The sequence below is a fragment of the Mesobacillus subterraneus genome, assembly GCF_003937825.1.
In the GTDB taxonomy this organism is placed as follows: Bacteria; Bacillota; Bacilli; order Bacillales; family Cytobacillaceae; genus Mesobacillus; species Mesobacillus subterraneus.
Window position 1 is genome coordinate 245,566 of sequence record NZ_RSFW01000002.1, and the last position, 25,369, is coordinate 270,934.

Below are 25,369 nucleotides of genomic sequence, written 5' to 3' on the forward strand. Positions count from 1 at the left end.
TAAAATTTGTTAAATAAAAATTCAACTGGAGGGGTGTCTAATGGAAGGATACCTGCATCTTGCTGACGGCAAAACATTTCAAGGGCAGTTGCACGGAGGCATAACTGAGGAAGGAATTGCCGGGGAAATCGTATTTTTTACAGGAATGACAGGATATCAGGAGGTGCTGACAGATCCCTCCTATAAAAATCAAATAATCGTTTTCACGTACCCATTGATTGGAAATTATGGCATCAATGATATGGACTTTGAAAGCAAAAAACCGCATGTGGCAGCTGTAATTGTCCATGAAGCAGCCAAAGACGCCTATCATTATGAAGCAAAATATTCATTTACGGAATATCTGAAGAAATGGAACATCCCTTTACTTGAACACGTTGATACCCGGGAGCTGGTTAAAAGCATACGGCAAAATGGAACGATGCCAGCGGTTTTATCTAGTAAACCAGAATGTGGCACAAGTTGTGACACTCTTGAAGGCCTCAAGGTTCAGGAGGTATCTGCATCGCAACCTGAAACAATCGGGATGGGAGATACACACATCGTATTGATTGATTACGGCTTCAAGAAATCAATCGCAGAATATCTGGTCAGGCAAAAATGCCTGGTGACAATCGTCCCTTACGATTATACCTTTGAACAAATTGGATCATTGAACCCTGACGGAGTGCTTTTATCAAATGGCCCTGGGGACCCGAAGGAATTATTAGCCCAACTGGAGGAAATTAAGAAAGTGATTCAGCATTACCCGGTGCTGGGCATTTGCCTGGGCCATCAGCTTGCTGCCCTGGCACTTGGCGGGGATACAAAGAAAATGCTTTTCGGTCACCGTGGAGCCAACCAGCCGGTACTCGATCTGAAAAAGAACCGCGTCTTTATGTCTTCACAAAACCACAGCTATGCAGTGGATGCAAACAGCATTGCAGGCACAGGCTTAAAGGTCCGTTTTTACAATCGAAATGACCAGTCCATTGAAGGGCTTATTCATGAAAAATGGCCGCTGGTCACGGTCCAGTTCCATCCCGAAGCAAGCCCGGGACCAGAAGACAGCGCCTTTATTTTTGAGGAATTCATTCAAACAGTCAAATACAGAAAGCGGAGAGAAGTCAGCTATGCCTAAAGATAAAAGTGTTGAATCCATTTTAGTAATCGGCTCGGGCCCCATCATTATCGGCCAGGCCGCTGAATTCGATTATGCAGGGACACAGGCCTGCATTGCATTAAAAGAGGAAGGGTACCGGGTCATTCTTGTGAACAATAATCCGGCAACCGTAATGACAGATCATCTATATGCCGATGCGGTTTACTTTGAGCCGATGACCCTCGAAGGTGTAGAGAAAATCATCGAGCGGGAAAAACCAGATGGCATCCTTGGAACTCTTGGAGGCCAGGCCGGATTGAATCTCGTCTTTAAGCTGAGTGAAAACGGCATTCTTGAAAAACACAAAGTGAAAGTCCTTGGGACATCGGTAGCCTCCATTAAGCAAGGGGAGGACAGGGAGGCCTTCCGCAGCCTGATGCACGAATTGAATGAGCCGGTTCCGGAAAGTGAAATCGTTCAACAAGTTGAAGAGGCTGTTGCTTTTGCCGAAAAAATCGGCTTCCCGCTGATCGTCAGACCTGCTTATACACTGGGTGGTACTGGCGGAGGGATTGCAGGAACAATGGAAGATTTAAAACTGCTTGTCAGTGGCGGTTTAAATGAAAGTCCAATCAAGCAATGCCTGGTAGAAAGAAGCATTGCTGGCTATAAAGAAGTCGAATACGAGATGATGCGTGACTCAGCAGGGACGTGTATTGCGATATGCAATATGGAGAATATCGATCCGGTGGGAATCCATACTGGGGATTCCATCGTCGTCGCACCATCACAAACGCTGACCGACCGTGAGTATCAAATGCTAAGGACATCGGCCGTTAAAATCATTTCCGCCTTAGGAATTGTCGGCGGGTGCAATATCCAGTTCGCCCTCGATCCTGAGAGCAAAAATTACTATTTGATCGAGGTAAACCCAAGAGTCAGCCGGTCATCGGCACTCGCTTCAAAAGCGACCGGGTATCCAATTGCCCGGATGGCGGCTAAACTCGCTGCGGGCTATAACCTTGCAGAACTGAAGAACCCCGTTACAGGGAACACTTTCGCAAGCTATGAACCAGCACTTGACTATGTAGTGGTGAAGATACCGAAATGGCCGTTTGAGCAATTTCCTCAAATCGACAGGACGCTAGGTACGCAAATGAAGGCAACAGGAGAAGCAATGGCAATCGACAGAAGCTTCGATCGGGCTTTCCTCAAGGCGGTCCGGTCATTGAATATCAAAACCGTGGATTTGAAGCTGCCTGCTTTAGCCAGTTTATCGATAGAAGAACTGTATGCACTGGCAAAAAAACAGACGGACCAGCGGTTATTTGTATTGCTCGAACTGCTGCGTCGGGGCGAAGGAATCTTGAGTCTCCATGAGAAAACAAAAATTGACCTATTCTTCCTGTCAAAATTCAAGTCTTTGATTGAGGTTGAAAATTCGATTCCGCATTTTGATATCGAGGGTATTACGGCTTCTGAACTTGAATTTTTAAAGGCGAGAGGATTCAGTGATGCTTTCCTTGCTCAGGAATGGAAGGCAGGAGAGGCAGAAGTTAGGACGCTGAGAAGGAAGTTCGGAATAAATCCAGTTTATAAAATGGTTGACACATGTGCAGCGGAATTTGCATCTGCGTCTAATTATTTCTATTCCTGCTATGGCGGAGAGAATGAAACTCCGGCACCAACGAGCAAACGAAAGGTGCTTGTCATTGGAAGCGGACCGATCAGCATCGGCCAGGGGATAGAATTCGATTATTGTTCAGTTCATGGTGTTTTTGCCCTTCGTGAGGAAAATGTAGAAACGATTATGATCAACAATAATCCAGAGACAGTCTCAACAGATTTTGCGATTTCTGATCGCTTATACTTTGAACCCATAGCCTTGGAAGATATCTTGAATGTTATTGAAATGGAAGGGATTCAGGAAGTGATCGTGCAGCTGGGAGGCCAGACCGCTTTGAACCTTGCCAGGGATCTTGAAGAGGCTGGGGTGAAGTTGCTGGGAACAAGTTCAGCGACAATTGACTTATTTGAAGACCGAGATCAATTTTATCAGATGCTCGATCAGCTTGGAATCCCTCGGGTAAAAGGAGAAACTGCGGCCGATGAGGCTGGGCTGCTTGCTGCTGTTGAGCGAATGGGCTTCCCGGTTTTGATCAGGCCTTCATATGTGATCGGCGGATTGAATATGGTCGTGATTCATAACCAGCAGGAGCTTCAGCATGTTCTAGAAGGGGCTAAAGTCCACTACCCCATTCTGGTTGATCAGTATCTTGAAGCAAGGGAGGCCGAACTGGACCTCGCTTCTGACGGGGAACATATCCTGGTTCCAGCAATCGTCGAGCACATCGAAAAAACGGGAGTCCATTCAGGTGACAGCTTTTGTATCATCCCGGCGCAAAGCTTGACAGAAGAGACAAAGCAACTGATGGTGTCTTACGCAAAGAAGATTGTAAAGCACCTAAGCTATAAAGGTTTAATGAACATTCAATTCATCGTAAAAGGCGAAGAAGTATATCTGCTTGAAGTTAACCCGCGTTCCAGCAGGACAATGCCAATAGTAAGCAAGGTAGCCGGCGTGGAGTTAGTGAAAAAAGCGACAAAAATATTGCTCGGGAAATACTTTTTGTCGAAAGACGAAATCATTCTGGATTCCAAGGCATCTTTTGTTTGTGTAAAGCACCCGGTATTTTCGAATTTTGCCTTGAAAGGGTTGGATTCCAAGACAGGTCCGCAAATGATTTCTACAGGTGAAGGCATCAGTATCGGTGCCTCCATTGAGGAAGCGCTGAATAAAAGTTTTCATTCCATCGGAGGCAAAGCGTTTAAGGGAGCCATTGCATTTACTGATCAGGATGATCATTTTGAATTTGAAAAACAGTTTCCAAACTCGACGTTAATGCAGATGGGAAATGTCAAGGACCTGCAGCAGCTATCAGCTTTGTATTGTCCGGGGACAACAGAGAACGATGTTGCGTTAAGGGAATGGGCGGTCAAGAATCGGAAAATCGTGATGACCCAGCCGGAGACTTTAACTGCTCTATTGCAAAGTCAGCGTGTGAAAACATGGGAAGTGAAGGCACTGGGTGAGTGGCTCACAAAAAAAAATGAGGAAGTGGTGGCAAAATGACGGCATTGCAACAGCTTGGTATTGACTTAAAAGGTAAGGACTTGCTGACATTGGCAGATTTGGAGAAGCATGAGATCCTGGCGCTGCTAGAAAAAGCGAGGGTCCTGAAGGAAAAGACGTTAAACAAACAATATGAATATCCGTTAAAAGGCAAGATCCTAGGAATGATCTTCGATAAATCGTCCACTCGTACCAGGGTTTCCTTTGAGGTAGGGATGATCCAGCTTGGTGGAAGTGCTCTTTACCTGAACGGCAATGACCTTCAGCTTGGACGCGGCGAATCTGTAGCAGACACCGCAAAGGTGCTCTCTCAATATCTTGATGGCATCATGATCAGAACCTTTTCACATCAATCTGTTGAAGAGCTGGCTGAGCACGCTGACATTCCGGTCATCAACGGGTTGACAGACCTGTATCATCCATGCCAGGCTCTGGCTGATTTAATGACGATTCAAGAAAAGAAGGGAAGTTTGGAAGGTCTCAAGCTTGCCTATATCGGGGACGGCAACAATGTTGCCCATTCACTGATGATTGCCTGTACAAAAGTCGGAATGAATGTATCGATTGCTTCTCCCAAAGGTTATTTTCCAGATGAAGCTATAACAGCACGTTGTGAGGATTTTGCAAAAAACAGCGGAGCAAAGTTGGTCATTACGGAATCTCCGTTAGAAGCTGTCCAGGATGCCGACATCATTTACACAGACGTTTGGACCAGTATGGGCCAGGAAAATGAAAATGAGCAGAGATTAAAGGATTTTCATGAATATCAAGTAAATGAAAGTCTGCTCCAGGGAGCAAAAAAAGATTATCTTTTCCTGCACTGTCTGCCAGCCCATCGAGGCGAAGAAGTAACAGCAGACGTAATCGATGGCCAGCACTCCGTCATCTTCGACCAGGCAGGCAACCGGCTCCACGCACAAAAAGCCCTGTTAGTGGAGATCTTGAAGGATTGAAATGAATGAAAATCATGGGCCCAGAAAAGCAAGTAATAATTGGTCCGTTGGATTGGTTTTTTTTCGAAAGCACCTATGTCACTTCAAGAATTATCAAGTTTTATTTTAAAATAGATTCTAGTTGAGTTCCCTCGTTAAGTTTAGAAGCTCTGTTGATTGGAGTGGAAGGCGCGAAGAATCCACCGAAAATGCTAACGCATTTCCATCGTGCGTGGGTCTATTCGGGGAAGCTTTTCAGGGCCAGCGGGAGCAGCTGGACAGGTGAGACCCCGCAAGCGCGAAGCGATGAGGAGAATCAACCCCAGCCCCAAGGAAGAATTGCTTATGAAAAAGACGGCAGTTGGTCTTTTTCATATTCTTCCAGAGGAAAGTGAAGCTCCTGGAACGGAAATCAACAGCCCAGTGTGTCCATCAACAAAAAAGACTGTAAACAATCACGATTTTCATCGAGTTTGTCTACAGTCAGAACCGGCTATTTTCGATAGCCGGTTTTTAACGTATATTAAGAAAAGAAAATAACCAGTGGACCAACGATGAAGCAGTAAATTGCAAAGTACTTCAAATTCCCGCGGGCCATGATATTCATGAACCATTTTAACGAGAAGTAGGAAGCAATCAGTGATGCAATAAACGCGAATATATAAGGAATGGCCAATTCATCAAGATATGGATCCTTTAAAATGTCGGAAAATCCCAGGATCATTCCGCCTACACTGACCGGAATATAGAGCAGAAAGGAATACCTTAATGCTGTTTCCTGCTTCATCCCAAGAGTCATCGCCGCGACAATGGTTGCCCCTGAGCGGCTAATTCCGGGAATCAATGCGACTGCCTGTGCAAGTCCCACTATAATAGCGTCCCTGAAGCTCAAATCTCCGTCATTTTTACGGCCGCGCATATTGCGGATCAGCCAAAGAGCAAGTCCAGTGACCAATAATGTAATGCCGACAGTTTTAATCGATGCCAAATGTTCCTCAATGAAATCCCCAAACACGACCCCAATGACACCAGCAGGAATCGTACCAACGATCAGATAAATAATGAACATAAAATCTGACTTTGCTTCAGGGTCTTTATTTTTAAGATACGCAAGACCGTTAACGATTAAACGCATAATATCTTTACGGTAAATCAGCAGCACTGCGAATAGGGAAGCTGTATTAACCAAAAGGGCAAAACTCATCCCTTCAATTGTCAGTCCAAAAAAATGCTCAGCGATTTCTAGGTGTCCACTTGAAGAAACCGGGATAGGTTCCGTAATCCCCTGGAACAGGCCCAGGAAAATATATTTCAGCAAATCATAAAAATTTTCCATAATAAAATCCATGTCCTCCGCAAATTTTTTTAACTCATACACACTAATGTAACGCATTCACTTTTTTTTGTGAAGGATAAAATAAACAATAATACTTTATTTGAATCCGCAAATAATAAAATAGCCGGAATACTTATGAAGGAGGAAGGCAAATGGGTCAAAGTCATCAGTTCCGTGCGGGACAAAAGGCACCGAATAATGGGGTTTATATTGAAATTGGCGAGACAGGGAGCAATGTCAACAATCCGCAGAAAATCAAGCTGAGAGCAGGAGACCGTTTCCCTGAAAACTCGAATCATAATCGCCACTGGACTTACATGCCAAAGTTTAAATAAGTCTGTATTCGCCTGGGTCAATATTTTCTGAAAAGCATGACCTGAACGGGCGAAAGTTTAAATCTTCAGCGTGGAAGAGAACAGTATGAAAAAAAGAGCCTTAAATAAATGTAAAAAGCCATCCAGTGCGGATGGCTTTACTTATTGGAAATTTTTATTATAATAAAAATAAAGGTCAAAAAAGGTCAAAGGAGTGGTTGGGTTGGATTTGAATAAAATGACGGAAAGCTTGCAGAATGCATTTGTCTCAGCCCAGACCCTGGCTGTTCAGCATAACCATCAGGAAGTCGATGATTTACATCTCCTTCTATCCATATTAGAGCAGGAAAACAACCTGGCAGAATCATTGTTGTCGGGTCTGGGGGTCAATATAAAACAGTTTAAGGAAGAGTTATTGACGTCCCTGTCCAAAAAGCCCCAGGTCATTGGCAGCAGTGCGGAACAGGGCAAATTATATATAACCGCAGCATTGCAAAGAGTTTTGGCACAGGCAGAAATGGAAATGAAACAGTTTGAGGATGATTATTTATCGGTAGAACTCATTATGCTTGCTGTCATTGAAACTTCCGGATCCGTGTCTGGTGAGACTCTTAAACAGCTGGGACTTACAAGAGAGAAATTAGTAAAAAGAATCAGAGAGGTTAGGGGGAATCAGAGAGTGACTTCACAAAACCCTGAAGCTACTTACGAAGTGTTAAAGAAATATGGGCGCGATCTCGTCGAAGAAGTTCGTGCAGGCAAAGTTGACCCTGTAATTGGCCGGGATAGCGAAATCCGCAATGTCATCCGCATTCTTTCCCGGAAGACAAAAAACAATCCAGTCCTGATCGGGGAACCAGGAGTCGGGAAGACAGCCATTGTTGAAGGCCTGGCCCAAAGGATCGTGCGCAAGGACGTCCCGGAAGGACTGAAAGACAAAACGGTTTTCTCGCTGGATATGAGTGCATTGATCGCTGGGGCAAAGTTCCGAGGAGAGTTTGAAGAACGATTGAAGGCTGTATTAAATGAAGTGAAAAAGAGCGAAGGGAAAATCCTCTTATTCATCGATGAACTTCATACGATTGTAGGCGCAGGTAAAACGGAAGGAGCAATGGATGCAGGAAATATGCTGAAGCCGATGCTTGCCCGTGGGGAGCTGCATTGTATTGGCGCGACCACCCTCGATGAACACCGGAAGTACATTGAGAAAGATCCTGCACTCGAACGCAGATTCCAGCAAGTCCTGGTCCAGGAACCAGATGTGGAAGATACGGTCTCCATTTTAAGAGGATTAAAAGAGAGGTTTGAAATTCACCATGGAGTAAACATCCATGACCGGGCATTAGTCGCAGCAGCGTCCCTGTCTGACCGATATATCACTGATCGATTCCTCCCTGACAAGGCAATCGACCTGGTAGACGAAGCATGTGCCATGATCCGGACCGAAATCGACTCGATGCCTTCAGAACTGGATGAAGTTACAAGGAGAGTCATGCAGCTTGAAATCGAAGAAGCAGCCTTAACCAAGGAAAAAGATGAAGCCAGCCAGGCACGGCTGGAGGCACTGCGAAGAGAGCTTGCGAATCTCCGTGAAAACGCTAATGAGATGAAGGCAAGGTGGCAGAAGGAAAAAGAAGGTATTCAAAGAGTTCAGGAAAAGCGGGAACTGCTTGAAAAGCTTCGCCGTGAGCTGGAAAAGGCCGAGAATGATTATGACCTTAACAAGGCTGCTGAATTAAGGCACGGACGAATTCCTTCCCTTGAAAAAGAATTGAAGGAACTAGAAAGAGAAATTAGTGATAATTCAGGTGACCGGCTCCTGCGCGAAGAGGTGACCGAAGAGGAAATTGCATCCATTGTATCCCGCTGGACGGGCATTCCTGTCATGAAGCTGGTTGAGGGGGAACGGGAAAAGCTCCTCAAGCTTGAAAGTATCCTGCATGAACGCGTTGTCGGCCAGGAGGAAGCAGTTTCCCTTGTTGCCGATGCGGTTTTAAGAGCAAGAGCAGGGATCAAGGACCCAAACAGGCCAATCGGATCTTTTATTTTCCTCGGTCCTACAGGGGTAGGAAAGACGGAACTGGCTAAGACGCTAGCCCAATCTCTTTTTGACAGCGAAGAACATATGATTCGCATCGATATGTCGGAGTACATGGAAAAGCATGCGGTATCCAGGCTGATTGGTGCCCCTCCAGGATATGTTGGCTATGAAGAGGGCGGACAGCTAACCGAAGCTGTAAGAAGGAATCCCTATTCCGTCATCCTGCTTGATGAAATCGAAAAAGCCCATCCTGAAGTGTTCAATATCCTGCTTCAGATGCTGGATGATGGCCGGGTAACAGATTCCCAGGGAAGGACGGTCGATTTCAGGAATACGGTCATCATTATGACTTCCAATATTGGCTCACAGTTCTTGCTGGAGCGCCATGAAGGGGAAGATGCCATCTCTGCAGGAACACGGGATTTGGTTATGTCCCAGCTGAGAAGCCATTTCCGTCCGGAATTCCTCAATCGTGTGGATGAAATTATTCTATTCAAACCACTTGCATTGAAAGAAATCAAACTGATTGTCGAAAAGCTGGTTTCTGCATTGAAGGAAAGGCTCGCCGGCCAGCAGATTCAGCTCTCGATTACGGACGAAGCCAAAGCCTACCTGGCTGAACATGGATTCGACCCTGTTTACGGTGCAAGGCCGCTGAAAAGATACATTCAGAGGAGCGTTGAAACGAAGTTGGCAAAAGCGATTATTGCCGGAAGCATCAAGGAAAAGAGCAAGGTGGAAATTACAGTTGCAAATGATGAAATCCATCTGAACCATATATAGAAAAAAAGTCATCCGATTGGATGACTTTTTTTATGTACTTTAGTGAAGACCATGCTTTTCTTCGCCATTTGGAAGGACAGCAGGAATCACAAGGATGACGATTGTTGATAGAACAGCCAGGATCGCGCTTGCTGTTAAATCCAACTCAACGCCGATCATCGCGCCAGCCACGTAGTTTAACATTAGAACTAATAGGAAAGTCCAGAATAAAGTCCAGAAATATTTCACGATTTTCACCTCTTACATTATTGAATCTTATCTCATCTTACCATAAGCCATATAAATTATAAATGAATTTTAAAGAAAATGAAAAGCGTTTTCACGTATCCATTCTAACTTCAGTGAATCTGGTATATTATATCCGTAAAAGATGGGACGACAGACAGGATATGTAAAGAGAAAATTTTGTATGGACATTTTCAAATGATTTGTACTTTTAAATTTCTAATAAACAAGATTTAAAGGACATTTCAGAGGATTTTTGGTTTCATAATTTCTAATAACCTACGTTAAATGGATATTTCGAAGAATGATTCATCTAAAATGTCTTACAGGAACAATGGACATTGATCCATATTAATATGAAGACAAATCCGGGAACAATCCTTAAAAAAAGGAGATTAAGCCGGTGGAAATGGGCAAACTCCCTTTCATTTCTTAGTAATTTACATACTGTATTATGAATGATTTTCAGGAAGGAGATGGTAGTATGGAGAGCCGGAACTTTAGACTGGATACCGAGTGGAATGTCATCCATTATCCTGAAAAACCAAATGGTTTCGGTATCCTCGTGGTTGGTGATGAAAGGCATTTTGTGAACAACAGCACCAGTTTTTGGACACAGAATGAAGGAAAACGTTCAGTGTTGAACACATGGAAAGGTGAAGGGTATACGGTCTTTTACTCTAATTTATACGGTAAGCATTGGGGCAGTGAGAAGGCTGTGGATTTGGCGATGAGGCTTTGCAGTCATATCATGCGCAACGAAATTCTGAATAATTCCTTCCACGTTGTGGCTGAAGGGATGGGTACTCTTGTAGCGCTCAAGCTGCTTGAGAACAGTGGCATCAGGATCAGGTCACTGGCTCTGATCAATCCGATCTTTTCTTTGAGCGGCCACCTGGAACAGGAAAAAGAAAATAAGTTTTTTTACAAAAAGTTGGTGGCTGAATTGGAAACGGCTTATGAAACCGAAATCAAGCAGCTGCTTGCGCGGATCGATTCTGAGGGAAATTCTCCTCCATTCAATCATGAAACGCCTGTGAAAATCATACATGTTCTATCGGGCAACAGGGCCTATAAGCAATCAAATAACCTCAAGAGCCTTTCACTGCAATGGGAAAAAGAAAAGCTCCCTGTCAGCATCAGCTATGTTCTGCCTGAAAAAAAGCTCCAGCTTGGAAGCCAAATCACGCATTTTTTCGCCAAACATGAGCGTGTCCTGTAACTCCTGGCAAATAATTTGAAGAATAGACTCATAGGATACAAGAGAGTATTTGCAAGGAGGAATCAACATGGAAGAGGCAGCAATTTTTGGAGTATATGAGTATATCGGGTACAGCCTGTGCCTTCGCATGCTGGACCTTGGTATGGAAGTACAAGGGATTCATCCTGAAAGTACAGCGGATGATTATTTTACAGAAGAAAAGAGACTGGAAATCGGACGGAATGCCAACTTTGAAGAAATCAGCCTGGAGGAATGGGAAGCAGGTGACGGGAGAGAGTATTTATTCATCTCTTTATTTGCCTGCGGAAAAACTCGAAACCAAAGAGGTAAATTGCTGGAGGCAATCAATAAAAAACTAGAAAAATGTAAATCTGGTAAATTGGCCCCCGTCTTGATTCTTCCGGCTAATCTCGCCGTTAAGCCCAATCCTCAGGAGGCAAAAGGACAGCAGATTCTACGGTTCCGCCAGGGCGAGGTTCTAACAATTTATTTGCCAACCGTATTTGGACCTTGGCAGCCGGAAGAGAGTTTTTTCCAGCAAGCAATGAACTGTATGGAAGCGGAAAGGCCTGCTCCTCGTTTAGGCAAGTTCGAATGGACATATGACGCCTTGTATATTGATGATGTCGCATGCGAAATCCTGGCAATGGCGGAATCAGGCACAACGGGAGAATACCTTCTTGCCAGCGGACAAGAGAATAGATGGATTCAATGTGCCGAACAGCTGTTAGGAAAAGAGGGTTTGCCTGTAAGAAATTCTTCCAAGTCCCCTATTATGAAAGATTCGGTAAAAATCAGAATCGTTTCAGGTAATGGAGAAGTCAGCACAGGCTTAAGCAGGCAGAAGGAGCATTATTGCCGCTTACAGGAAAGCCGGGTCTAAACCCATTTTTTTAGAAATAACTTTTCAAAGTGAACCTCCACAGAGTAAAATGGTAAAAGATTCTTTTAATCGGTTCCATTTTTATTTTCGCGGGTACTGGAGTAGACAGGGACAGCCAGTGACGCACAAAGGAGATGCATCGGATGCTAAGACGTTTCGGGCTCATATTGATCAGCCTGCTTTTGCTGGGGGGATGCGGACAACCTCTTTCAACGGGCAAGGTGGAGAAAGTCGGATTGTTGGTGCCTGAAACCATAAATGATCAGGTGTGGGGAACGAAAGGATATCGGGGGCTGCTGAAAGTTCAATCCAACCTGGGTGTTGATGTTTTTTTCAAGGAAGGGATGGATTCAGAGGAAGTGGTGGTACAAGCAGTCAAGGAATTCGACCGTAAAGGGGTTAATCTCATATTCGGACACGGGAATGAATACGCGGCCTATTTCAATAAAATTTCAAAGGAATATCCGGATATCCATTTTATCAGCTTCAATGGTGATGCCAGGAATGACAATACGACAAGCTTGAATTTTAATGCTTATGCGATGGGCTTTTTTGGAGGCATGGTCGCCAGCCACATGTCCAAAACAGGAAGAGTCGGGATCATTGCTGCGTATGAATGGCAGCCTGAAGTGGAAGGCTTTTATGACGGGGCGATTTTTGAAAATGAAGAAATGAAGGTTGATATCCGTTACGTTGGCCATTGGGATGACCAGGATCAGGCGATGGACGACCTTGACAAAGTGCTGACAGCTGGCGCAGATGTCATCTATCCTGCTGGAGACGGATTTAACGTGCCGATCATTGAAAAGGTGAAGGACAAAGGGCTGTATGTAATTGGGTACATATCAGATCAATCTGATTTTGGTGAGTCGACCGTTTTGACGAGCACCGTACAGCATGTCGATGATTTGTATGAATTGACGGCGAAAAAATACAATAATGGCGAGCTAAAGTCAGGCAATGTATCTTTTGATTTTCAGGACGGCGTCATATCCCTCGGTAAGTTCAGCCCGCAGGTAGGGTCAGAATACCGGAAGAAGCTCAATACGTATATCAATACATATAAAGAAAGTGGCAAGCTTCCTAATCAATAAACCATAAAGGAGACAAACCTAATGCAAAATAACGACAAAACGATGGAATTCATGCAAATTGCGATGAAATATCTTCCCGAAGCGCAGCAAAAGCTTCAAGAAGCAGGAGTAGAATTGACGATGGACAATCTGCAGCCGTTTTTTACGCTTTTCACGAAAGTGATGAACGAGGCATACGAACTTGGGAAAGCAGATGCAGCAAAAGAATGATTTACCTAAAACAAAAGCTGAGGCGGTTGCCTCAGCTTTTGTTTTTATCCATAAACTGGTCTATAAATGGCATGACTTTCCCGATTAGAGGCTTTAGCTCTCTGGCTGACGTGATCAATGTATCGACATGCTTGAAAACTTCTTCGTAATCCATCTGTCCGAGTGCATTTCCTATTGTCGATTCACTTTCGGGGTTTTGTTCATGATTCCTCGGTCCGCCAAACATGAAACGGTCGAGTGGATCATTTCCACGGCTGGAATTACTTTCTCCTTCAGTATTATCCCTGAACCTGAAACCAAATGGGTCCCTCGGTCTTTCATTCTCCACTTTCACTCCCATCCTTCCTGATTCTCTGTCTCTATATGATGGCTTTTTTGCAACTGGTGAAGCTGGCTTTTTCATTCGTTTCTCCATAATAGTCTATGAAAAAGCTTGATTCATGGACTAGGGCAGAAGCGGAAATCTGAATTTACAGTTGCAGTAATAGAGGATCATCTGATAAAATTAGTACCAAGTCATAATAATTGATAATAATACTTATAGAGAGAATAGACATATTTCAGGATAAAAGGAGATGGATCCCATGAATGCAGGGATAATTGGGGTTGGGCGTTACTTGCCAGAGAATATTGTAACAAATCTGGATTTAGAGAAAAAAATGGATACTTCCGATGAATGGATCCGTACCAGAACAGGGATTGAAGCAAGGAGAATCGCCAGTGATGACATGGATACCTCCGATTTGGCGTATCGCGCGGCGGTTGAAGCCATCAATAATGCAGGTATCACGGCAGAGGATTTAGATCTGATTCTTGTAGCGACTGTTACGCCAGACCAGCCTTTTCCTACAGTATCTTGCATGCTTCAGGATCAGCTTGGCGCAAAGAAGGCAGCGGCTATGGATTTAAGTGCTGCATGTGCCGGATTTATGTATGGAATGGTGACAGCGAAACAATTTATCGAAGTGGGTACTTATAAGAATGTTTTAATCGTAGGTGTAGAGAAGCTGTCCAAGATTACCGACTGGAATGACCGTAATACCGCTGTTCTTTTCGGAGATGGAGCAGGTGCTGTCGTAATGGGACCGGTATCCGAAGACAAGGGTGTACTTTCATTCGAACTGGGCTCAGATGGCTCAGGCGGCAAGTATTTATACCAGGAAGATTATATTGTGATGAATGGCCGTGAAGTCTTCAAGTTTGCAGTAAGGCAAATGGGCGAGAGCAGCATCAATGTTCTTGAGAAGGCAGGACTCTCCAAAGAGGACGTCGACTTCCTGATTCCCCATCAAGCGAATATCAGGATCATGGAATCAGCACGACAGCGACTGGAGCTGCCTGAAGAAAAAATGTCGAAAACGGTGCATAAATATGGCAACACATCAGCAGCCTCCATACCGATTTCCCTATTTGAAGAGCTGGAAGCAGGAAAAATCAAAGATGGAGACGTAGTAGTAATGGTCGGCTTTGGCGGCGGATTGACATGGGGCGCCATTGCCATGCGCTGGGGCAAATAACTTTCCCACTAATGATTGCGATAAAATAAGAGACGAATAAAAGGAGATGCAGTAAGGATGGAGAAACGCAGAGTCGTAGTTACAGGAATTGGGGCTGTCACGCCTCTTGGAAATGATGCCGGCACTACATGGAAGAATATAGTGGAAGGTGTATCTGGTATCGGACCGGTTACGAGACTGAACGCCGATGACTTCCCTGCGAAGGTAGCAGCAGAGGTAAAAGAATTCAATGTTGAAAACTTCATGGACAGAAAAGATGCGAGGAAGATGGATCGCTTCACACATTATGCAGTCGCGGCTTCATTGATGGCTGTGAAGGATTCCGCTCTTGAAATTACAGATGAAAATGCTCCTAGGGTGGGTGTCTGGATTGGATCAGGCATTGGCGGGATGGAAACATTCGAGCAGCAGCATGAAACATTCATGAACAGAGGGTACCGGAGGGTAAGCCCATTCTTTGTGCCAATGATGATTCCTGATATGGCAACGGGACAGGTATCGATCACACTCGGAGCGAGAGGCTTCAACTCCTGTACGGTAACAGCATGTGCGACAGGGACCAATTCCATTGGTGATGCCTTCAAGGTCATCCAGCGCGGTGATGCAGATGTCATGGTCACTGGGGGAGCAGAAGCGCCAATCACCAAAATGTCTTTTGCCGGATTCTGTGCAAATACAGCGCTGTCGACTAACCCGGACCCGCAAAAAGCCAGCAGGCCGTTCGATAAAGGCCGCGATGGATTCGTCATGGGAGAAGGGGCAGGAATTGTCGTGCTTGAAGAGCTTGAACATGCATTGGCCCGCGGCGCGAAAATCTACGCGGAAATCGTAGGCTATGGCGCAACTGGCGACGCATACCATATCACAGCCCCTGCTCCAGAAGGGGAAGGCGGAGCAAGAGCGATGAAAATGGCCCTTGAGGATGGCGGACTATCACCTGAAGAAGTCGGATACATCAACGCTCATGGCACAAGCACTGAGTATAATGATAAATTTGAGACAATGGCCATCAAGACCGTTTTTGGCGAGCACGCATACAACCTTGCCGTAAGCTCAACCAAATCAATGACAGGCCACTTGCTTGGAGCAGCAGGCGGAATTGAAGCTATCTTTACCGTACTGGCATTGAAAGAAGGCATCCTGCCTCCAACAATCAACCTTGAAAACCCAGATCCGGATTGTGACCTGGACTATGTACCAAATGAAGCGCGCAGACAACAAGTCAACGCCGCAATCAGCAATTCACTGGGCTTTGGGGGACACAACGCCACCATCGCCTTCCGTAAATATGAAGCATAAGGAAAAAGACGGGGACTGTCCCCGTCTTTTTTTGTGATGGTCTCAAAGTCTTCATTTCAGTAGAAGCAGAGCCCTTGTATTCCCTCTAAAGTCATCTAATTTACATTGGTGAAAAAGCTCCAGTCCTGCATTCACTACAATGGTACAGTACCCCTCATTCCGGCAAGCAACCTACTTGACCTTCCCTTAAATGCCTGCCACGTTCTCATCTGACACCAAGGCTTTTCCACACCTAATAAACAGGGTTTCTATTTACCTATCCCAAAACTTTTAATAAATTGCCATGAAAAAAGTAATGAAAGTGTAATAAAAGCCATATCTTTCTAATAATTAATAATTATTAGAATATTTTCCTTGGTCATATAGTCACTTCTCTTTATATTAATCTCTTTTGATGGGCGGTGTGCAAGAAACGTGACAGCCTTATTGGAGCTAAAGAATCTGAAAACCTATTTTAAAAGAAAAAAGACAGTGATTCCTGCGGTAGATGGTGTTGATCTCGTTATTAATAAAGGGGAAACTGTTGCTTTGGTAGGGGAGTCAGGCTCAGGAAAGAGCATTACCTCTCTATCGATTATGAAGCTGATTCCGAGCCCTCCAGGGGAAATTGTGGACGGGCAGATTCACTTCGAAGGACGGGACCTTGTGAAGTTGAGTGAGGAGGAGATGTGCAAGATCCGGGGAAATGACATCTCGATGATTTTCCAGGAGCCGATGACATCGCTTAATCCGGTCCTTACGATTGGCGAACAAATCATAGAAGTCCTGACCTATCACCAGGGGCTGAATCAGTCGGCGGCAAAATTGAAGGCGATTGAGATGCTGGAGCTGGTCGGATTCTCAAGAGCGAAGGAAATCATCAACGACTATCCTCATCGCTTGTCGGGCGGGATGCGCCAGCGTGTCATGATTGCGATGGCGATGAGCTGCAATCCAAAGCTGCTGATTGCGGACGAGCCAACAACCGCATTGGACGTGACGATTCAGGCACAAATCCTCGATTTGATGAAGGATTTGAGCAAAAGGTTCGACACTTCCATTTTAATTATTACCCATGATCTGGGGGTAGTGTCTGAGGTGGCGGATCGGGTTGTCGTGATGTATGCAGGCCAGGTTGTGGAGGAAGCCCTGGTTGAAGACTTGTTTGAAAACCCGCTTCACCCATATACAAATGGCTTGATGGGCTCGATCCCATCGATTGATGAAGACCATTCCCGCCTTGTCTCGATTGAAGGGAATGTTCCTTCGCCTGAAAACCTGCCGTCAGGCTGCCGCTTTGCTCCGAGATGTCCGAATGCATTTGACCGCTGCTTCAGTGAACTTCCCGAGCTTTCAAGGAAGTTTGGAAATCGCTCTGTTCGATGCTTTTTACATGATGGGAAGGAGGGGCAGCGATGATTTCTATTAACGAAGCTGAAAAGGCCAGCCTGGAAAAAAAGAGCTCAGAAAGCTTGCTTGAATTAATAGATGTAAAAAAACACTTCCCTATCAAATCCGGCTTCCTCCAAAAGACTGTCGGTCATATAAAAGCAGTCGACGGAATAAATTTGAAGGTGAATAGAGGAGAGACACTGGGAATCGTCGGTGAGTCCGGCTGCGGCAAATCTACTGTCGGAAGGACAGTGATTCGTCTCTATGAACCTACTGATGGAAAAATCATCTTCAATGGCAAGGATATCTCGCATCTGTCTGAGAGTGATCTGCGTAAGGATGTACGAAAAAATATCCAGATGATTTTCCAGGACCCGTTCGCTTCTCTCAACCCTAGAAAGACTTTAAGATCCATCATCAGGGAGCCTCTTGATACCCACCATCTCCTAAGAGGCAAAGAACGTGATGAAAAGGTAGAGAACCTATTAGAAAAGGTTGGATTGAATGCTTCCTTCATCAATCGTTATCCTCATGAATTTTCAGGGGGACAGCGACAAAGGATTGGGATTGCCAGAGCGCTGGCATTGAATCCAGAGCTGATCATCGCGGATGAAGCAGTATCTGCACTGGACGTTTCAATCCAGGCCCAAATCATCAACTTGATGGAGGATCTTCAGGAGGAATTTGGCCTCACCTATATCTTTATCTCGCATGACTTGAGTGTCGTGCGGCATATAAGCGACAGGGTTGGCGTGATGTATCTGGGAAAAATGATGGAACTCGCTTCGAAAAAGGAGCTTTATACCGAGCCGCTGCACCCCTACACCCAGGCTCTGCTGTCCGCTGTTCCTGTTCCAAGAAAAAAAGGCAGCATGGCAGTAAAACGGGAGCGGGTAATCCTAAAAGGTGAGCTTCCGAGCCCTGCAAACCCGCCTAAAGGGTGTGTCTTCCATACAAGGTGCCCTGCTGCATTCGACCTGTGCAAGCAAGTGAATCCTGACTTCAAAGAAGTCAAGAACAATCATTTTGTTGCCTGCCATCTTTATACATAACGGCAGCTGCAAGGATTGAAAGGAGGAGATAGCAGCACCTTTCAACACATTTTATAACCATAAAAAAATACGATGAAAATTAAGGGGGAAATGAAGTGAAATTAAGAAAAGCTTCTTGGTTGTTGATTAGTCTTACCTTGATCCTGTCGATTTTCCTGACTGCATGTACAGGAAACTCTGCGAAGGATCCAGAAAAAACTCCTGGTGATGACGGCAAAAAGGAAGAGGAAGCGAGTGGTCCGCAGCAAGGCGGGGATTTAATCATTGGTTCAACTGGATCACCAACCGTGTTCAATCCATTATATTCTACTGACACGGCTAGCTCGAATATCGAAGGTTTCATCTTTGACAGTCTGGTGTCCTCTGATACTGAATTCAACCCGACGCTCAGCATGGCGGAGGACATTCAGGCTTCAGATGATGGCCTGACATTCACGGCAAAATTGAAAAAAGGAATCAAATGGCATGACGGTGAAGAATTCACTGCTGATGACGTCGTCTTTACCTTCAGTGTTCCGAAAGATCCGGATTATAACGGAGAGCGCGGCTCTGCTTTCGAGGCATTGGAGACCGTCACAAAAATCGATGATTATACTGTCGAGTTCAAGCTGAATAAAAAGGATGCTTCCTTCTATCCTGTTTCTTTGAGCTACTTCATCCTTCCTGAACATATTTTGAAGGATGTACCAGTAGCTGACTTGGGTGAGCATGAATTCAACACGAAGAAGCCAATTGGTACCGGTCCATTCAAATTTGTTGAGTGGAAAGATGGCGAGTATGTAAAGGTTGAGGCATTTGATGATTATTTCCAGGGCAGACCATACCTAGATACTCTCACATACAAAATTGTTCCTGATATGGATGCGATGATCGCGCAGATTCAGGCTGGTGATATCCACTTCGCAGCTGGCGTCCCGGGCACAGACATCGAAACCGTTAAATCATTCCCAGGTGTGAAAGTGGAGTCAGGCTTAGCTCTTTCTTACACATACCTAGGCTATAACCAGAAAAATGACCTGTTCAAAGATAAAAAAGTACGTCAGGCAATCACTCATGCGATCGACAGGGAAGCAATTGTCTCTTCTGTCATGAATGGTGACGGCAAAGTTGCGCATGTACCGGAAAGCCCGCTGTCTTTTGCCTACAATGATGATGTTACAGTATTTGGTTACGACGTCGATAAAGCCAAGGCGCTGCTTGCCGAAGCTGGTTGGGAAGACACTGATGGCGACGGAATTCTCGATAAAGATGGAAAGAAATTCTCTTTCACTGTTAAAACAAACCAGGGCAATAAAGTCCGTGAAGATATCGTCGTAGTCCTTCAGGAACAGCTGAAGGAAGTAGGAATTGAAGCAAAGCCGGAAATCGTGGAATGGAGTGCCTTCATTGAGCAGATTTCCGCACCGAACTGGAATTATGACGCGCTTGTACTTGGATGGAGCTTGTCTACATTCCCAGATCAATATGATATTTTCCACACAAGCCAGATGGAAAAAGGCTTGAACTTCGTCTGGTACTCAAATCCTGAGGCAGATAAGCTGATGGAAGAAGCAAAACAGATTCTTGACCAAGATGAATATAAAGCAGCGTATGCTGACATTTACAAGATCCTGGCAGAAGATCAGCCATACACATTCCTGTACTATCCAAATGTACACAGGGTTATGCCAGCGAATCTTGAAGGATATGTTTTCCACGCCAAGGACGATTTCTATGAAATCAACAAATGGTGGCTGAAAAAGTAAATCCTTTCACACCCGTATAGAGTTTGAGAGGGAAGGGGGATTCCCTTCCCTTTCTTTTTAACCCTGAAAACAAGACAATCCCAGTCATGAAAATAAATCTCTTATTTTTAAAAGGAGAATCGCCATGCTATCTTATATCATTCGCCGAATACTGATGGCCATTCCTTTGCTGTTAGGAATTACAATAGTCTCCTTTGCGATCATGAAACTTGCTCCCGGGGATCCGGCCAGCCTGATGATGGACCCGACGATCAGTCCGGCTGACAAGGAAAGGTTCATGGAGAAGTACGGGCTGAATGATCCAGTTCATATCCAGTATTTTAAATGGCTCGGAGCCATGCTGCAAGGTGACTTTGGAACTTCGCTGATTCGCAAAGGTGTTCCGGTAATTGAAATGATTATGAACAGAATGCCGAATACAATTTTATTGATGGTCGTTTCCACAGTGCTGGCCCTGCTGATATCAATTCCATTTGGCATCATTTCCGCGACAAAGCCCTATTCAAAGCTAGACTATACAGTAACGGTAACTTCTTTCCTTGGTGTTGCGACGCCTAACTTCTTCCTTGGGCTGATTTTGATCATGGTTTTTGCGGTCCAGGTGAATTGGTTCCCGACTGGAGGAGTAGCGACTTTGAACGCCCCGTTCAGCCTCTGGGACCGAATACATCATTTGATATTGCCTGCCTTTGTGCTCGCATCCGCGGATATGGCCGGACTGACAAGATACACAAGGTCGAGCATGATCGAGGTCATCAAGCAGGATTACATGAGGACGGCCAGAGCAAAAGGGTTCAAACAGAACAAGGTCATATACAAACATGGACTGCGAAATGGATTAATCCCGGTCATCACGATTTTTGGATTGATGATTCCTTCTTTCATCGGCGGTGCCGTCATCGTGGAGAAGATTTTTACCTGGCCAGGAATTGGCTTGTTATTCGTAGACTCAGCGTTCCAGCGCGATTATCCGGTGCTGATGGGCTTAACGGTTATTTCGGCAGTGTTCGTCGTAATCGGGAACCTGATTGCGGATATTTTATACGCAATCTTTGATCCGAGGATTGAGTACTAAGGGGAGGTAAATATGGCAAATCCAAATCTGGCTGGAAATACCTCAGGCAGTCTTGACGTGCACGGTATCAATACCAGTCGTGACACGATGCTGGGGATCATGGCAAGAAAGTTTTTTAAAAATAAACTGGCGGTTTTCGGCGGTGTGTTCTTGATTGTCATCATCACAGCGGCAATCCTGGCACCGGTCATTGCACCCTATTCACCATCAAAGCAAAACCTGCTGTTGAAGCTGCAGCCGCCAAACAGTGAGCACTGGCTTGGGACAGACCGGTTTGGCAGGGATGTTTTTTCAAGGCTGCTCTATGGTGCAAGAATTTCCCTTCTGGTCGGCTTTGCATCAGTGCTGGGATCCATTACAATCGGAACCTTCCTTGGTGCAGTCGCAGGGTATGTTGGGGGAATTGTCGATGCGATGATCATGAGATTCGTTGATGTTATTTTATCGATACCGTCCATTTTCCTGCTGATCACGCTGGTGACGATCTTCAAGCCAGGTGTCGATAAGCTGATCTTGATCTTCGCTCTGCTTGGCTGGACAACCACTGCCCGATTGGTGAGAGGGGAATTTTTATCCTTAAGGACTAGGGAATTCGTTCTAGCATCCAAAACAATCGGAACCAAGACGATGACGATTATTTTCTCGCATATCCTGCCCAATGCAATGGGGCCGATCATCGTATCCGCTACATTGGCTGTAGGCTACGTCATCCTGGCGGAGTCTGGCCTGAGTTATCTTGGACTCGGAATTCAGCCGCCGCACGCAAGTTGGGGGAATATGCTTCAGGATGCACAAAACTTCACCATCCTTTTAAAATCCTGGTGGTATCCGTTGGCGCCAGGATTGATGATCCTGATGACCGTCATTTGCTTTAATTTTGTCGGCGACGGACTAAGGGATGCGCTTGATCCGAAAATAAATGAATAAATACATTGAATAGCCAGGGATTCTCCTGGCTTTTTAATATGTTGGGAAAATTTTCAGCTCTGTTCCGACCTTCCGAACCATTGGCTGCCAAATTCATAGAATAGCTGTAAAAGAGAATGGATTTGGAGGGAATGCAATGTGATCGTCAGGACAGATAAGTGGCTTGAAAATGAATTTAACAATCCAAAGAAAATATGTGAAAACCTGCTTGAACACTTTCCGGGTGTCGATGACCCGAAAAAAATTTACAACTATTTAAAGAATTTTGGTATGTACAAGCCGGACCGCCGAACAAAAAAAATTTACGAACAGCTGAAAGTGAAGGGATTCTGGAAGCTGATTGAAAGGATTTTCACTAAGTATAAAAAGAAATGGAATGGCCCGGATATCCCCATTTTCATTTTTCCAATGGATGAATCGAATGCAAGGTTAATGAGGGAGGGGAAAGGAAAATCCGGTGTTTCTTTCATGGATAAGATGTTTTTGTTCCTGACTCCAGTTGAGGATGAAAAAGAGATAGAAGCCTTGTTTGTCCATGAATATCACCATGTGTGCAGGATGCAGGCACAGAAGCGCAACCCAGAGGAATATACATTGCTGGATTCCATCATACTTGAAGGTCTGGCAGAGCATGCCGTTGCTGATCATTGCGGAAAAAAATACACTGGTGAATGGAGCAGGCGATATTCGACAAAAAGCCTTGCGGAATATTGGAAGAAAGATATCTCAGAAAAGCTCTCCATCAATAGAAATGATGTGTTGCATGATCAAATTTTGTTTGGTTTAGGAAGCCGCCCGAGACTACTAGGCTATGCATTAGGCTACGAAATTGTAAAACAATATAAGCAACGTGAAAATTTTACTGAAAAAACATCATTCATTATTCCATCCACAGAATTTACAAAGTTGCTAAAATTTTAAAATATTTTTTTGTGCTTAAGAACCCCGTAACAAAGGGGTTTCTTTAATTTTTTTAAAAGTAATAAATTTCCCAATTGAAAAAAAAGTATTGCAAATGTAATAAATCTGTAATAACATTTTATTAAAATATATTGAATTTGCAGAATATTATATTATTTAAAATGTGAGAAGGTGTCCCAATGAGCAACTATTCAATACATAAAGAAGCACCTTTGCTTGAGGTCAAGAACCTGGAGACAGCATTTAATATTGATGGAGAGTTTTATAATGCTGTTGACAAGGTCAGTTTCAATGTCAAACCAAGGCAGATTGTCGGGGTTGTTGGCGAATCAGGGTGCGGGAAATCGGTAATGAGTCTGTCAGTTATGCAGCTCCTTCCAAAAGGGGTCGGAAAAATCCGCGGCGGAGAAATCATTTTTGAAGGTGTACACCTGGAAAAAATGTCTGAAAAGGAAATGAACAAAATCCGTGGCCGTGATATCTCAATGATCTTCCAGGAACCAATGACATCCATGAATCCGGTGTTCACGATTGGGTTCCAGCTTCAGGAAGTCCTGTTCAATCACACAAAGATATCGAAAGCAGAGGCAAGGCAAAAAAGCGTAGCATTGCTGAAGAGCGTTGGTATATCACGACCAGAGAAGATTGTGGATGAATATCCGCACCAGCTTTCCGGCGGAATGAGGCAAAGGGTAATGATTGCGATGGCAATCGCGAACCAGCCGAAGCTTCTGATTGCAGACGAGCCTACTACAGCATTGGATGTAACGGTACAAGCCCAGATCCTCGAATTGCTTAAAAGCATTCAGGAAGTAAACGATATGTCCGTCATCATGATCACTCATGACCTTGGAGTTGTCGCGGAGATGTGTGATGAAGTCATCGTCATGTACGCAGGCAGAATCGTAGAAAGAGCGGATGTCGATACTCTTTTCTACAACCCAAAGCATCCATACACTGAACTGATGATGGGCGCGATTCCAAAAATGGATGAAGATAAAGAAGAGTTGAGCTCCATTAAAGGGATTGTACCATCCCTCAAGAACATGCCGGCAACCGGTTGCCGATTTGCGAACCGATGCCCGAAAGCAATGCCTGAGTGTACAACGATCACACCACAGCTTGGTGAGATCGAACAGGGACATGAAGTGGCGTGCATTCTATATGAAGCAAGTATGCCAAAAGAAGGGGTTAAGGCATAATGAGCAATACAACTTTGATAGATAACGAGAATTTGCTGGAAATTAGAAACCTGAAAACCTACTATCCTGTGAAAGGCGGATTCTTCCGCCGCACCATCGGCAATGTAAAAGCTGTCGATGATGTTTCATTCGAAATCAAAAAGGGTGAAACACTCGGGCTTGTAGGAGAATCAGGCTGCGGTAAATCAACAACAGGCAGGACGATCATCCGCTTGCTGAATGCCACAGATGGGGAAATCCTTTTCGAAGGGAAGGATATCACCAAACTGCGAGGCAAAACACTGCAGGCGATCCGCCAGGATATCCAGATGGTTTTCCAGGATCCATACGCTTCGCTTAATCCAATGCAAATGGTTGGCGATATCGTTTCCGAACCAATCAGGAACTTCAAGAATGTCAGCATGAACGACCTGAAGGATGAAGTAATGGATTTATTAACTAAAGTAGGTCTTCCTGAAGATGCTTATTATAAATACGCCCACGAATTTTCCGGCGGACAAAGACAAAGGATCGGCATTGCCAGGGCACTAGCGCTGAGACCTAAGCTGATCATCGCCGATGAGCCGGTATCAGCACTGGACGTTTCCGTGCAATCCCAGGTTCTTAATCTATTAAAACAGCTTCAGAAGGAATTTGATCTCACTTTCTTATTCATCGCTCATGACCTTAGTGTCGTTAAGCATATGAGTGACCGGATCGGCGTAATGTACCTCGGCAATATGGTTGAAATTGCTGAACGCAACAGCATGTATGCTGAGCCGCTCCACCCATATACACAGGCTTTGATTTCAGCCATTCCAATGCCGGACCCGCGCAGGAAGAAGGAAAGGATTGTCCTGGAAGGAGACGTGCCAAGTCCATTGAACCCTCCGACTGGCTGCCCATTCCATCCGCGCTGCCCGGCAGCGATGGCAGAGTGTTCCCAAGTGAAGTCAGCTTTAAAGGAGGTGAAGCCAGGACACCGAGTTGCTTGCCACCTTTACTAGGGCAATAATTTTTGCGAAAA

Annotated in this window: 22 protein-coding genes; 19 read left to right on the top strand and 3 right to left on the bottom strand. The window is 44.8% G+C overall.

Going from position 1 to position 25,369, the window contains the following annotated elements; genetic code table 11:
• Positions 1 to 40 precede the first annotated feature (40 nt).
• The 3 genes from EJA10_RS01660 to argF are packed head-to-tail and all read left to right on the top strand — an operon-like array spanning position 41 to position 5,167.
• Positions 41 to 1,120 carry a carbamoyl phosphate synthase small subunit gene (locus EJA10_RS01660; protein ID WP_125478250.1) on the top strand — a complete coding sequence of 360 codons (1,080 nt, stop codon included), beginning with the start codon at positions 41 to 43 and terminating at the stop codon, positions 1,118 to 1,120.
• On the top strand, positions 1,113 to 4,214 hold the full coding sequence (locus EJA10_RS01665; RefSeq protein WP_125478251.1) for a carbamoyl-phosphate synthase (glutamine-hydrolyzing) large subunit: 3,102 nt from the start codon (positions 1,113 to 1,115) through the stop codon (positions 4,212 to 4,214). Before EJA10_RS01660 ends, EJA10_RS01665 begins: the two co-directional genes overlap by 8 nt.
• Positions 4,211 to 5,167, top strand: a complete 957-nt coding sequence (argF, locus tag EJA10_RS01670; RefSeq protein ID WP_125478252.1) for an ornithine carbamoyltransferase — start codon at positions 4,211 to 4,213, stop codon at positions 5,165 to 5,167. The genes EJA10_RS01665 and argF overlap by 4 nt, the downstream gene beginning before the upstream one ends.
• Positions 5,168 to 5,669: 502 nt before the next feature.
• On the opposite strand, the gene EJA10_RS01675 is transcribed toward argF, so the two are convergent.
• Positions 5,670 to 6,482, bottom strand: coding sequence for an undecaprenyl-diphosphate phosphatase (locus EJA10_RS01675; protein ID WP_125478253.1), 813 nt, complete (start codon positions 6,480 to 6,482; stop codon positions 5,670 to 5,672).
• A 152-nt stretch (positions 6,483 to 6,634) separates the two neighbouring features.
• Here EJA10_RS01675 and EJA10_RS01680 point away from each other — a divergent pair, with 152 nt between their 5' ends.
• Positions 6,635 to 6,817, top strand: a complete 183-nt coding sequence (locus EJA10_RS01680) for a YjzC family protein (protein ID WP_125478254.1) — start codon at positions 6,635 to 6,637, stop codon at positions 6,815 to 6,817.
• Positions 6,818 to 7,019: 202 nt separating this feature from the next.
• Positions 7,020 to 9,620: an ATP-dependent chaperone ClpB gene (gene clpB, locus EJA10_RS01685; RefSeq protein ID WP_125478255.1), complete on the top strand. Its 2,601-nt coding sequence runs from the start codon at positions 7,020 to 7,022 to the stop codon at positions 9,618 to 9,620.
• A gap of 39 nt (positions 9,621 to 9,659) precedes the next feature.
• Here clpB and EJA10_RS01690 read toward each other — a convergent pair whose 3' ends face one another.
• A complete protein-coding gene (locus tag EJA10_RS01690; RefSeq protein WP_125478256.1) occupies positions 9,660 to 9,848 on the bottom strand; it encodes a YjzD family protein in 189 nt (62 codons plus the stop codon).
• Between the two features lie 481 nt (positions 9,849 to 10,329).
• On the opposite strand from EJA10_RS01690, the gene EJA10_RS01695 reads away from it, so the two are divergent.
• The 4 genes from EJA10_RS01695 (at position 10,330) to EJA10_RS01710 (ending at position 13,254) form a co-directional block, all read left to right on the top strand.
• A complete protein-coding gene (locus tag EJA10_RS01695; protein ID WP_125478257.1) occupies positions 10,330 to 11,067 on the top strand; it encodes a hydrolase in 738 nt (245 codons plus the stop codon).
• A gap of 67 nt (positions 11,068 to 11,134) precedes the next feature.
• The gene (locus EJA10_RS01700; RefSeq protein WP_125478258.1) at positions 11,135 to 11,950 is read left to right on the top strand and encodes an NAD-dependent epimerase/dehydratase family protein; all 816 of its coding nucleotides are present in this window, start codon (positions 11,135 to 11,137) and stop codon (positions 11,948 to 11,950) included.
• Between the two features lie 143 nt (positions 11,951 to 12,093).
• Complete coding sequence (locus EJA10_RS01705) at positions 12,094 to 13,044, top strand: BMP family ABC transporter substrate-binding protein (RefSeq protein WP_125478259.1); 951 nt, start codon at positions 12,094 to 12,096, stop codon at positions 13,042 to 13,044.
• Between the two features lie 21 nt (positions 13,045 to 13,065).
• Positions 13,066 to 13,254: a ComZ family protein gene (locus EJA10_RS01710; RefSeq protein ID WP_125478260.1), complete on the top strand. Its 189-nt coding sequence runs from the start codon at positions 13,066 to 13,068 to the stop codon at positions 13,252 to 13,254.
• Between the two features lie 31 nt (positions 13,255 to 13,285).
• Here the strand turns inward: EJA10_RS01710 and EJA10_RS01715 are convergent, their stop codons facing one another.
• On the bottom strand, positions 13,286 to 13,657 hold the full coding sequence (locus EJA10_RS01715) for a hypothetical protein (RefSeq protein WP_125478261.1): 372 nt from the start codon (positions 13,655 to 13,657) through the stop codon (positions 13,286 to 13,288).
• Positions 13,658 to 13,838: 181 nt separating this feature from the next.
• Here EJA10_RS01715 and EJA10_RS01720 point away from each other — a divergent pair, with 181 nt between their 5' ends.
• From EJA10_RS01720 to EJA10_RS01765, 10 genes are all read left to right on the top strand, one after another.
• Positions 13,839 to 14,771, top strand: coding sequence for a beta-ketoacyl-ACP synthase III (locus tag EJA10_RS01720; protein ID WP_125478262.1), 933 nt, complete (start codon positions 13,839 to 13,841; stop codon positions 14,769 to 14,771).
• Positions 14,772 to 14,828: 57 nt separating this feature from the next.
• Positions 14,829 to 16,070, top strand: a complete 1,242-nt coding sequence (fabF, locus tag EJA10_RS01725) for a beta-ketoacyl-ACP synthase II (protein ID WP_125478263.1) — start codon at positions 14,829 to 14,831, stop codon at positions 16,068 to 16,070.
• A 414-nt stretch (positions 16,071 to 16,484) separates the two neighbouring features.
• Positions 16,485 to 17,468 (top strand): ABC transporter ATP-binding protein, encoded by a 984-nt coding sequence (locus EJA10_RS01730; protein ID WP_125478264.1) that lies wholly within the window; start codon positions 16,485 to 16,487, stop codon positions 17,466 to 17,468.
• Positions 17,465 to 18,493, top strand: a complete 1,029-nt coding sequence (locus EJA10_RS01735; protein ID WP_125478265.1) for an ABC transporter ATP-binding protein — start codon at positions 17,465 to 17,467, stop codon at positions 18,491 to 18,493. The genes EJA10_RS01730 and EJA10_RS01735 overlap by 4 nt, the downstream gene beginning before the upstream one ends.
• Before the next feature lie 95 nt (positions 18,494 to 18,588).
• Entirely contained in the window at positions 18,589 to 20,238 is a 1,650-nt protein-coding gene (locus tag EJA10_RS01740) for a peptide-binding protein (protein ID WP_125478266.1), read from the top strand.
• A gap of 124 nt (positions 20,239 to 20,362) precedes the next feature.
• Positions 20,363 to 21,313, top strand: coding sequence for an ABC transporter permease (locus tag EJA10_RS01745; protein ID WP_125478267.1), 951 nt, complete (start codon positions 20,363 to 20,365; stop codon positions 21,311 to 21,313).
• An 87-nt stretch (positions 21,314 to 21,400) separates the two neighbouring features.
• Positions 21,401 to 22,240 (top strand): oligopeptide ABC transporter permease, encoded by an 840-nt coding sequence (gene opp4C, locus EJA10_RS01750; RefSeq protein ID WP_246017647.1) that lies wholly within the window; start codon positions 21,401 to 21,403, stop codon positions 22,238 to 22,240.
• 138 nt (positions 22,241 to 22,378) lie between these two features.
• Positions 22,379 to 23,161 (top strand): DUF2268 domain-containing putative Zn-dependent protease, encoded by a 783-nt coding sequence (locus tag EJA10_RS01755; RefSeq protein WP_246017639.1) that lies wholly within the window; start codon positions 22,379 to 22,381, stop codon positions 23,159 to 23,161.
• A gap of 179 nt (positions 23,162 to 23,340) precedes the next feature.
• Positions 23,341 to 24,363 carry an ABC transporter ATP-binding protein gene (locus EJA10_RS01760; RefSeq protein ID WP_125478269.1) on the top strand — a complete coding sequence of 341 codons (1,023 nt, stop codon included), beginning with the start codon at positions 23,341 to 23,343 and terminating at the stop codon, positions 24,361 to 24,363.
• Complete coding sequence (locus tag EJA10_RS01765) at positions 24,363 to 25,349, top strand: ABC transporter ATP-binding protein (RefSeq protein ID WP_125478270.1); 987 nt, start codon at positions 24,363 to 24,365, stop codon at positions 25,347 to 25,349. The genes EJA10_RS01760 and EJA10_RS01765 overlap by 1 nt, the downstream gene beginning before the upstream one ends.
• The last annotated feature ends 20 nt before the right edge of the window (positions 25,350 to 25,369 follow it).

What these genes read in the sequence shown, in the direction of transcription:
- EJA10_RS01660 (WP_125478250.1), top strand. Translation starts at nt 41, where the DNA reads ATGGAAGGATACCTGCATCTTGCTGACGGCAAAACATTTCAAGGGCAG.
- EJA10_RS01665 (WP_125478251.1), top strand. Translation starts at nt 1,113, where the DNA reads ATGCCTAAAGATAAAAGTGTTGAATCCATTTTAGTAATCGGCTCGGGC.
- argF (WP_125478252.1), top strand. Translation starts at nt 4,211, where the DNA reads ATGACGGCATTGCAACAGCTTGGTATTGACTTAAAAGGTAAGGACTTG.
- EJA10_RS01675 (WP_125478253.1), bottom strand. Translation starts at nt 6,482, where the DNA reads ATGGAAAATTTTTATGATTTGCTGAAATATATTTTCCTGGGCCTGTTC.
- EJA10_RS01680 (WP_125478254.1), top strand. Translation starts at nt 6,635, where the DNA reads ATGGGTCAAAGTCATCAGTTCCGTGCGGGACAAAAGGCACCGAATAAT.
- EJA10_RS01695 (WP_125478257.1), top strand. Translation starts at nt 10,330, where the DNA reads ATGGAGAGCCGGAACTTTAGACTGGATACCGAGTGGAATGTCATCCAT.
- EJA10_RS01700 (WP_125478258.1), top strand. Translation starts at nt 11,135, where the DNA reads ATGGAAGAGGCAGCAATTTTTGGAGTATATGAGTATATCGGGTACAGC.
- EJA10_RS01705 (WP_125478259.1), top strand. Translation starts at nt 12,094, where the DNA reads ATGCTAAGACGTTTCGGGCTCATATTGATCAGCCTGCTTTTGCTGGGG.
- EJA10_RS01710 (WP_125478260.1), top strand. Translation starts at nt 13,066, where the DNA reads ATGCAAAATAACGACAAAACGATGGAATTCATGCAAATTGCGATGAAA.
- EJA10_RS01715 (WP_125478261.1), bottom strand. Translation starts at nt 13,657, where the DNA reads ATGAAAAAGCCAGCTTCACCAGTTGCAAAAAAGCCATCATATAGAGAC.
- EJA10_RS01720 (WP_125478262.1), top strand. Translation starts at nt 13,839, where the DNA reads ATGAATGCAGGGATAATTGGGGTTGGGCGTTACTTGCCAGAGAATATT.
- fabF (WP_125478263.1), top strand. Translation starts at nt 14,829, where the DNA reads ATGGAGAAACGCAGAGTCGTAGTTACAGGAATTGGGGCTGTCACGCCT.
- EJA10_RS01735 (WP_125478265.1), top strand. Translation starts at nt 17,465, where the DNA reads ATGATTTCTATTAACGAAGCTGAAAAGGCCAGCCTGGAAAAAAAGAGC.
- EJA10_RS01745 (WP_125478267.1), top strand. Translation starts at nt 20,363, where the DNA reads ATGCTATCTTATATCATTCGCCGAATACTGATGGCCATTCCTTTGCTG.
- opp4C (WP_246017647.1), top strand. Translation starts at nt 21,401, where the DNA reads ATGCTGGGGATCATGGCAAGAAAGTTTTTTAAAAATAAACTGGCGGTT.
- EJA10_RS01760 (WP_125478269.1), top strand. Translation starts at nt 23,341, where the DNA reads ATGAGCAACTATTCAATACATAAAGAAGCACCTTTGCTTGAGGTCAAG.
- EJA10_RS01765 (WP_125478270.1), top strand. Translation starts at nt 24,363, where the DNA reads ATGAGCAATACAACTTTGATAGATAACGAGAATTTGCTGGAAATTAGA.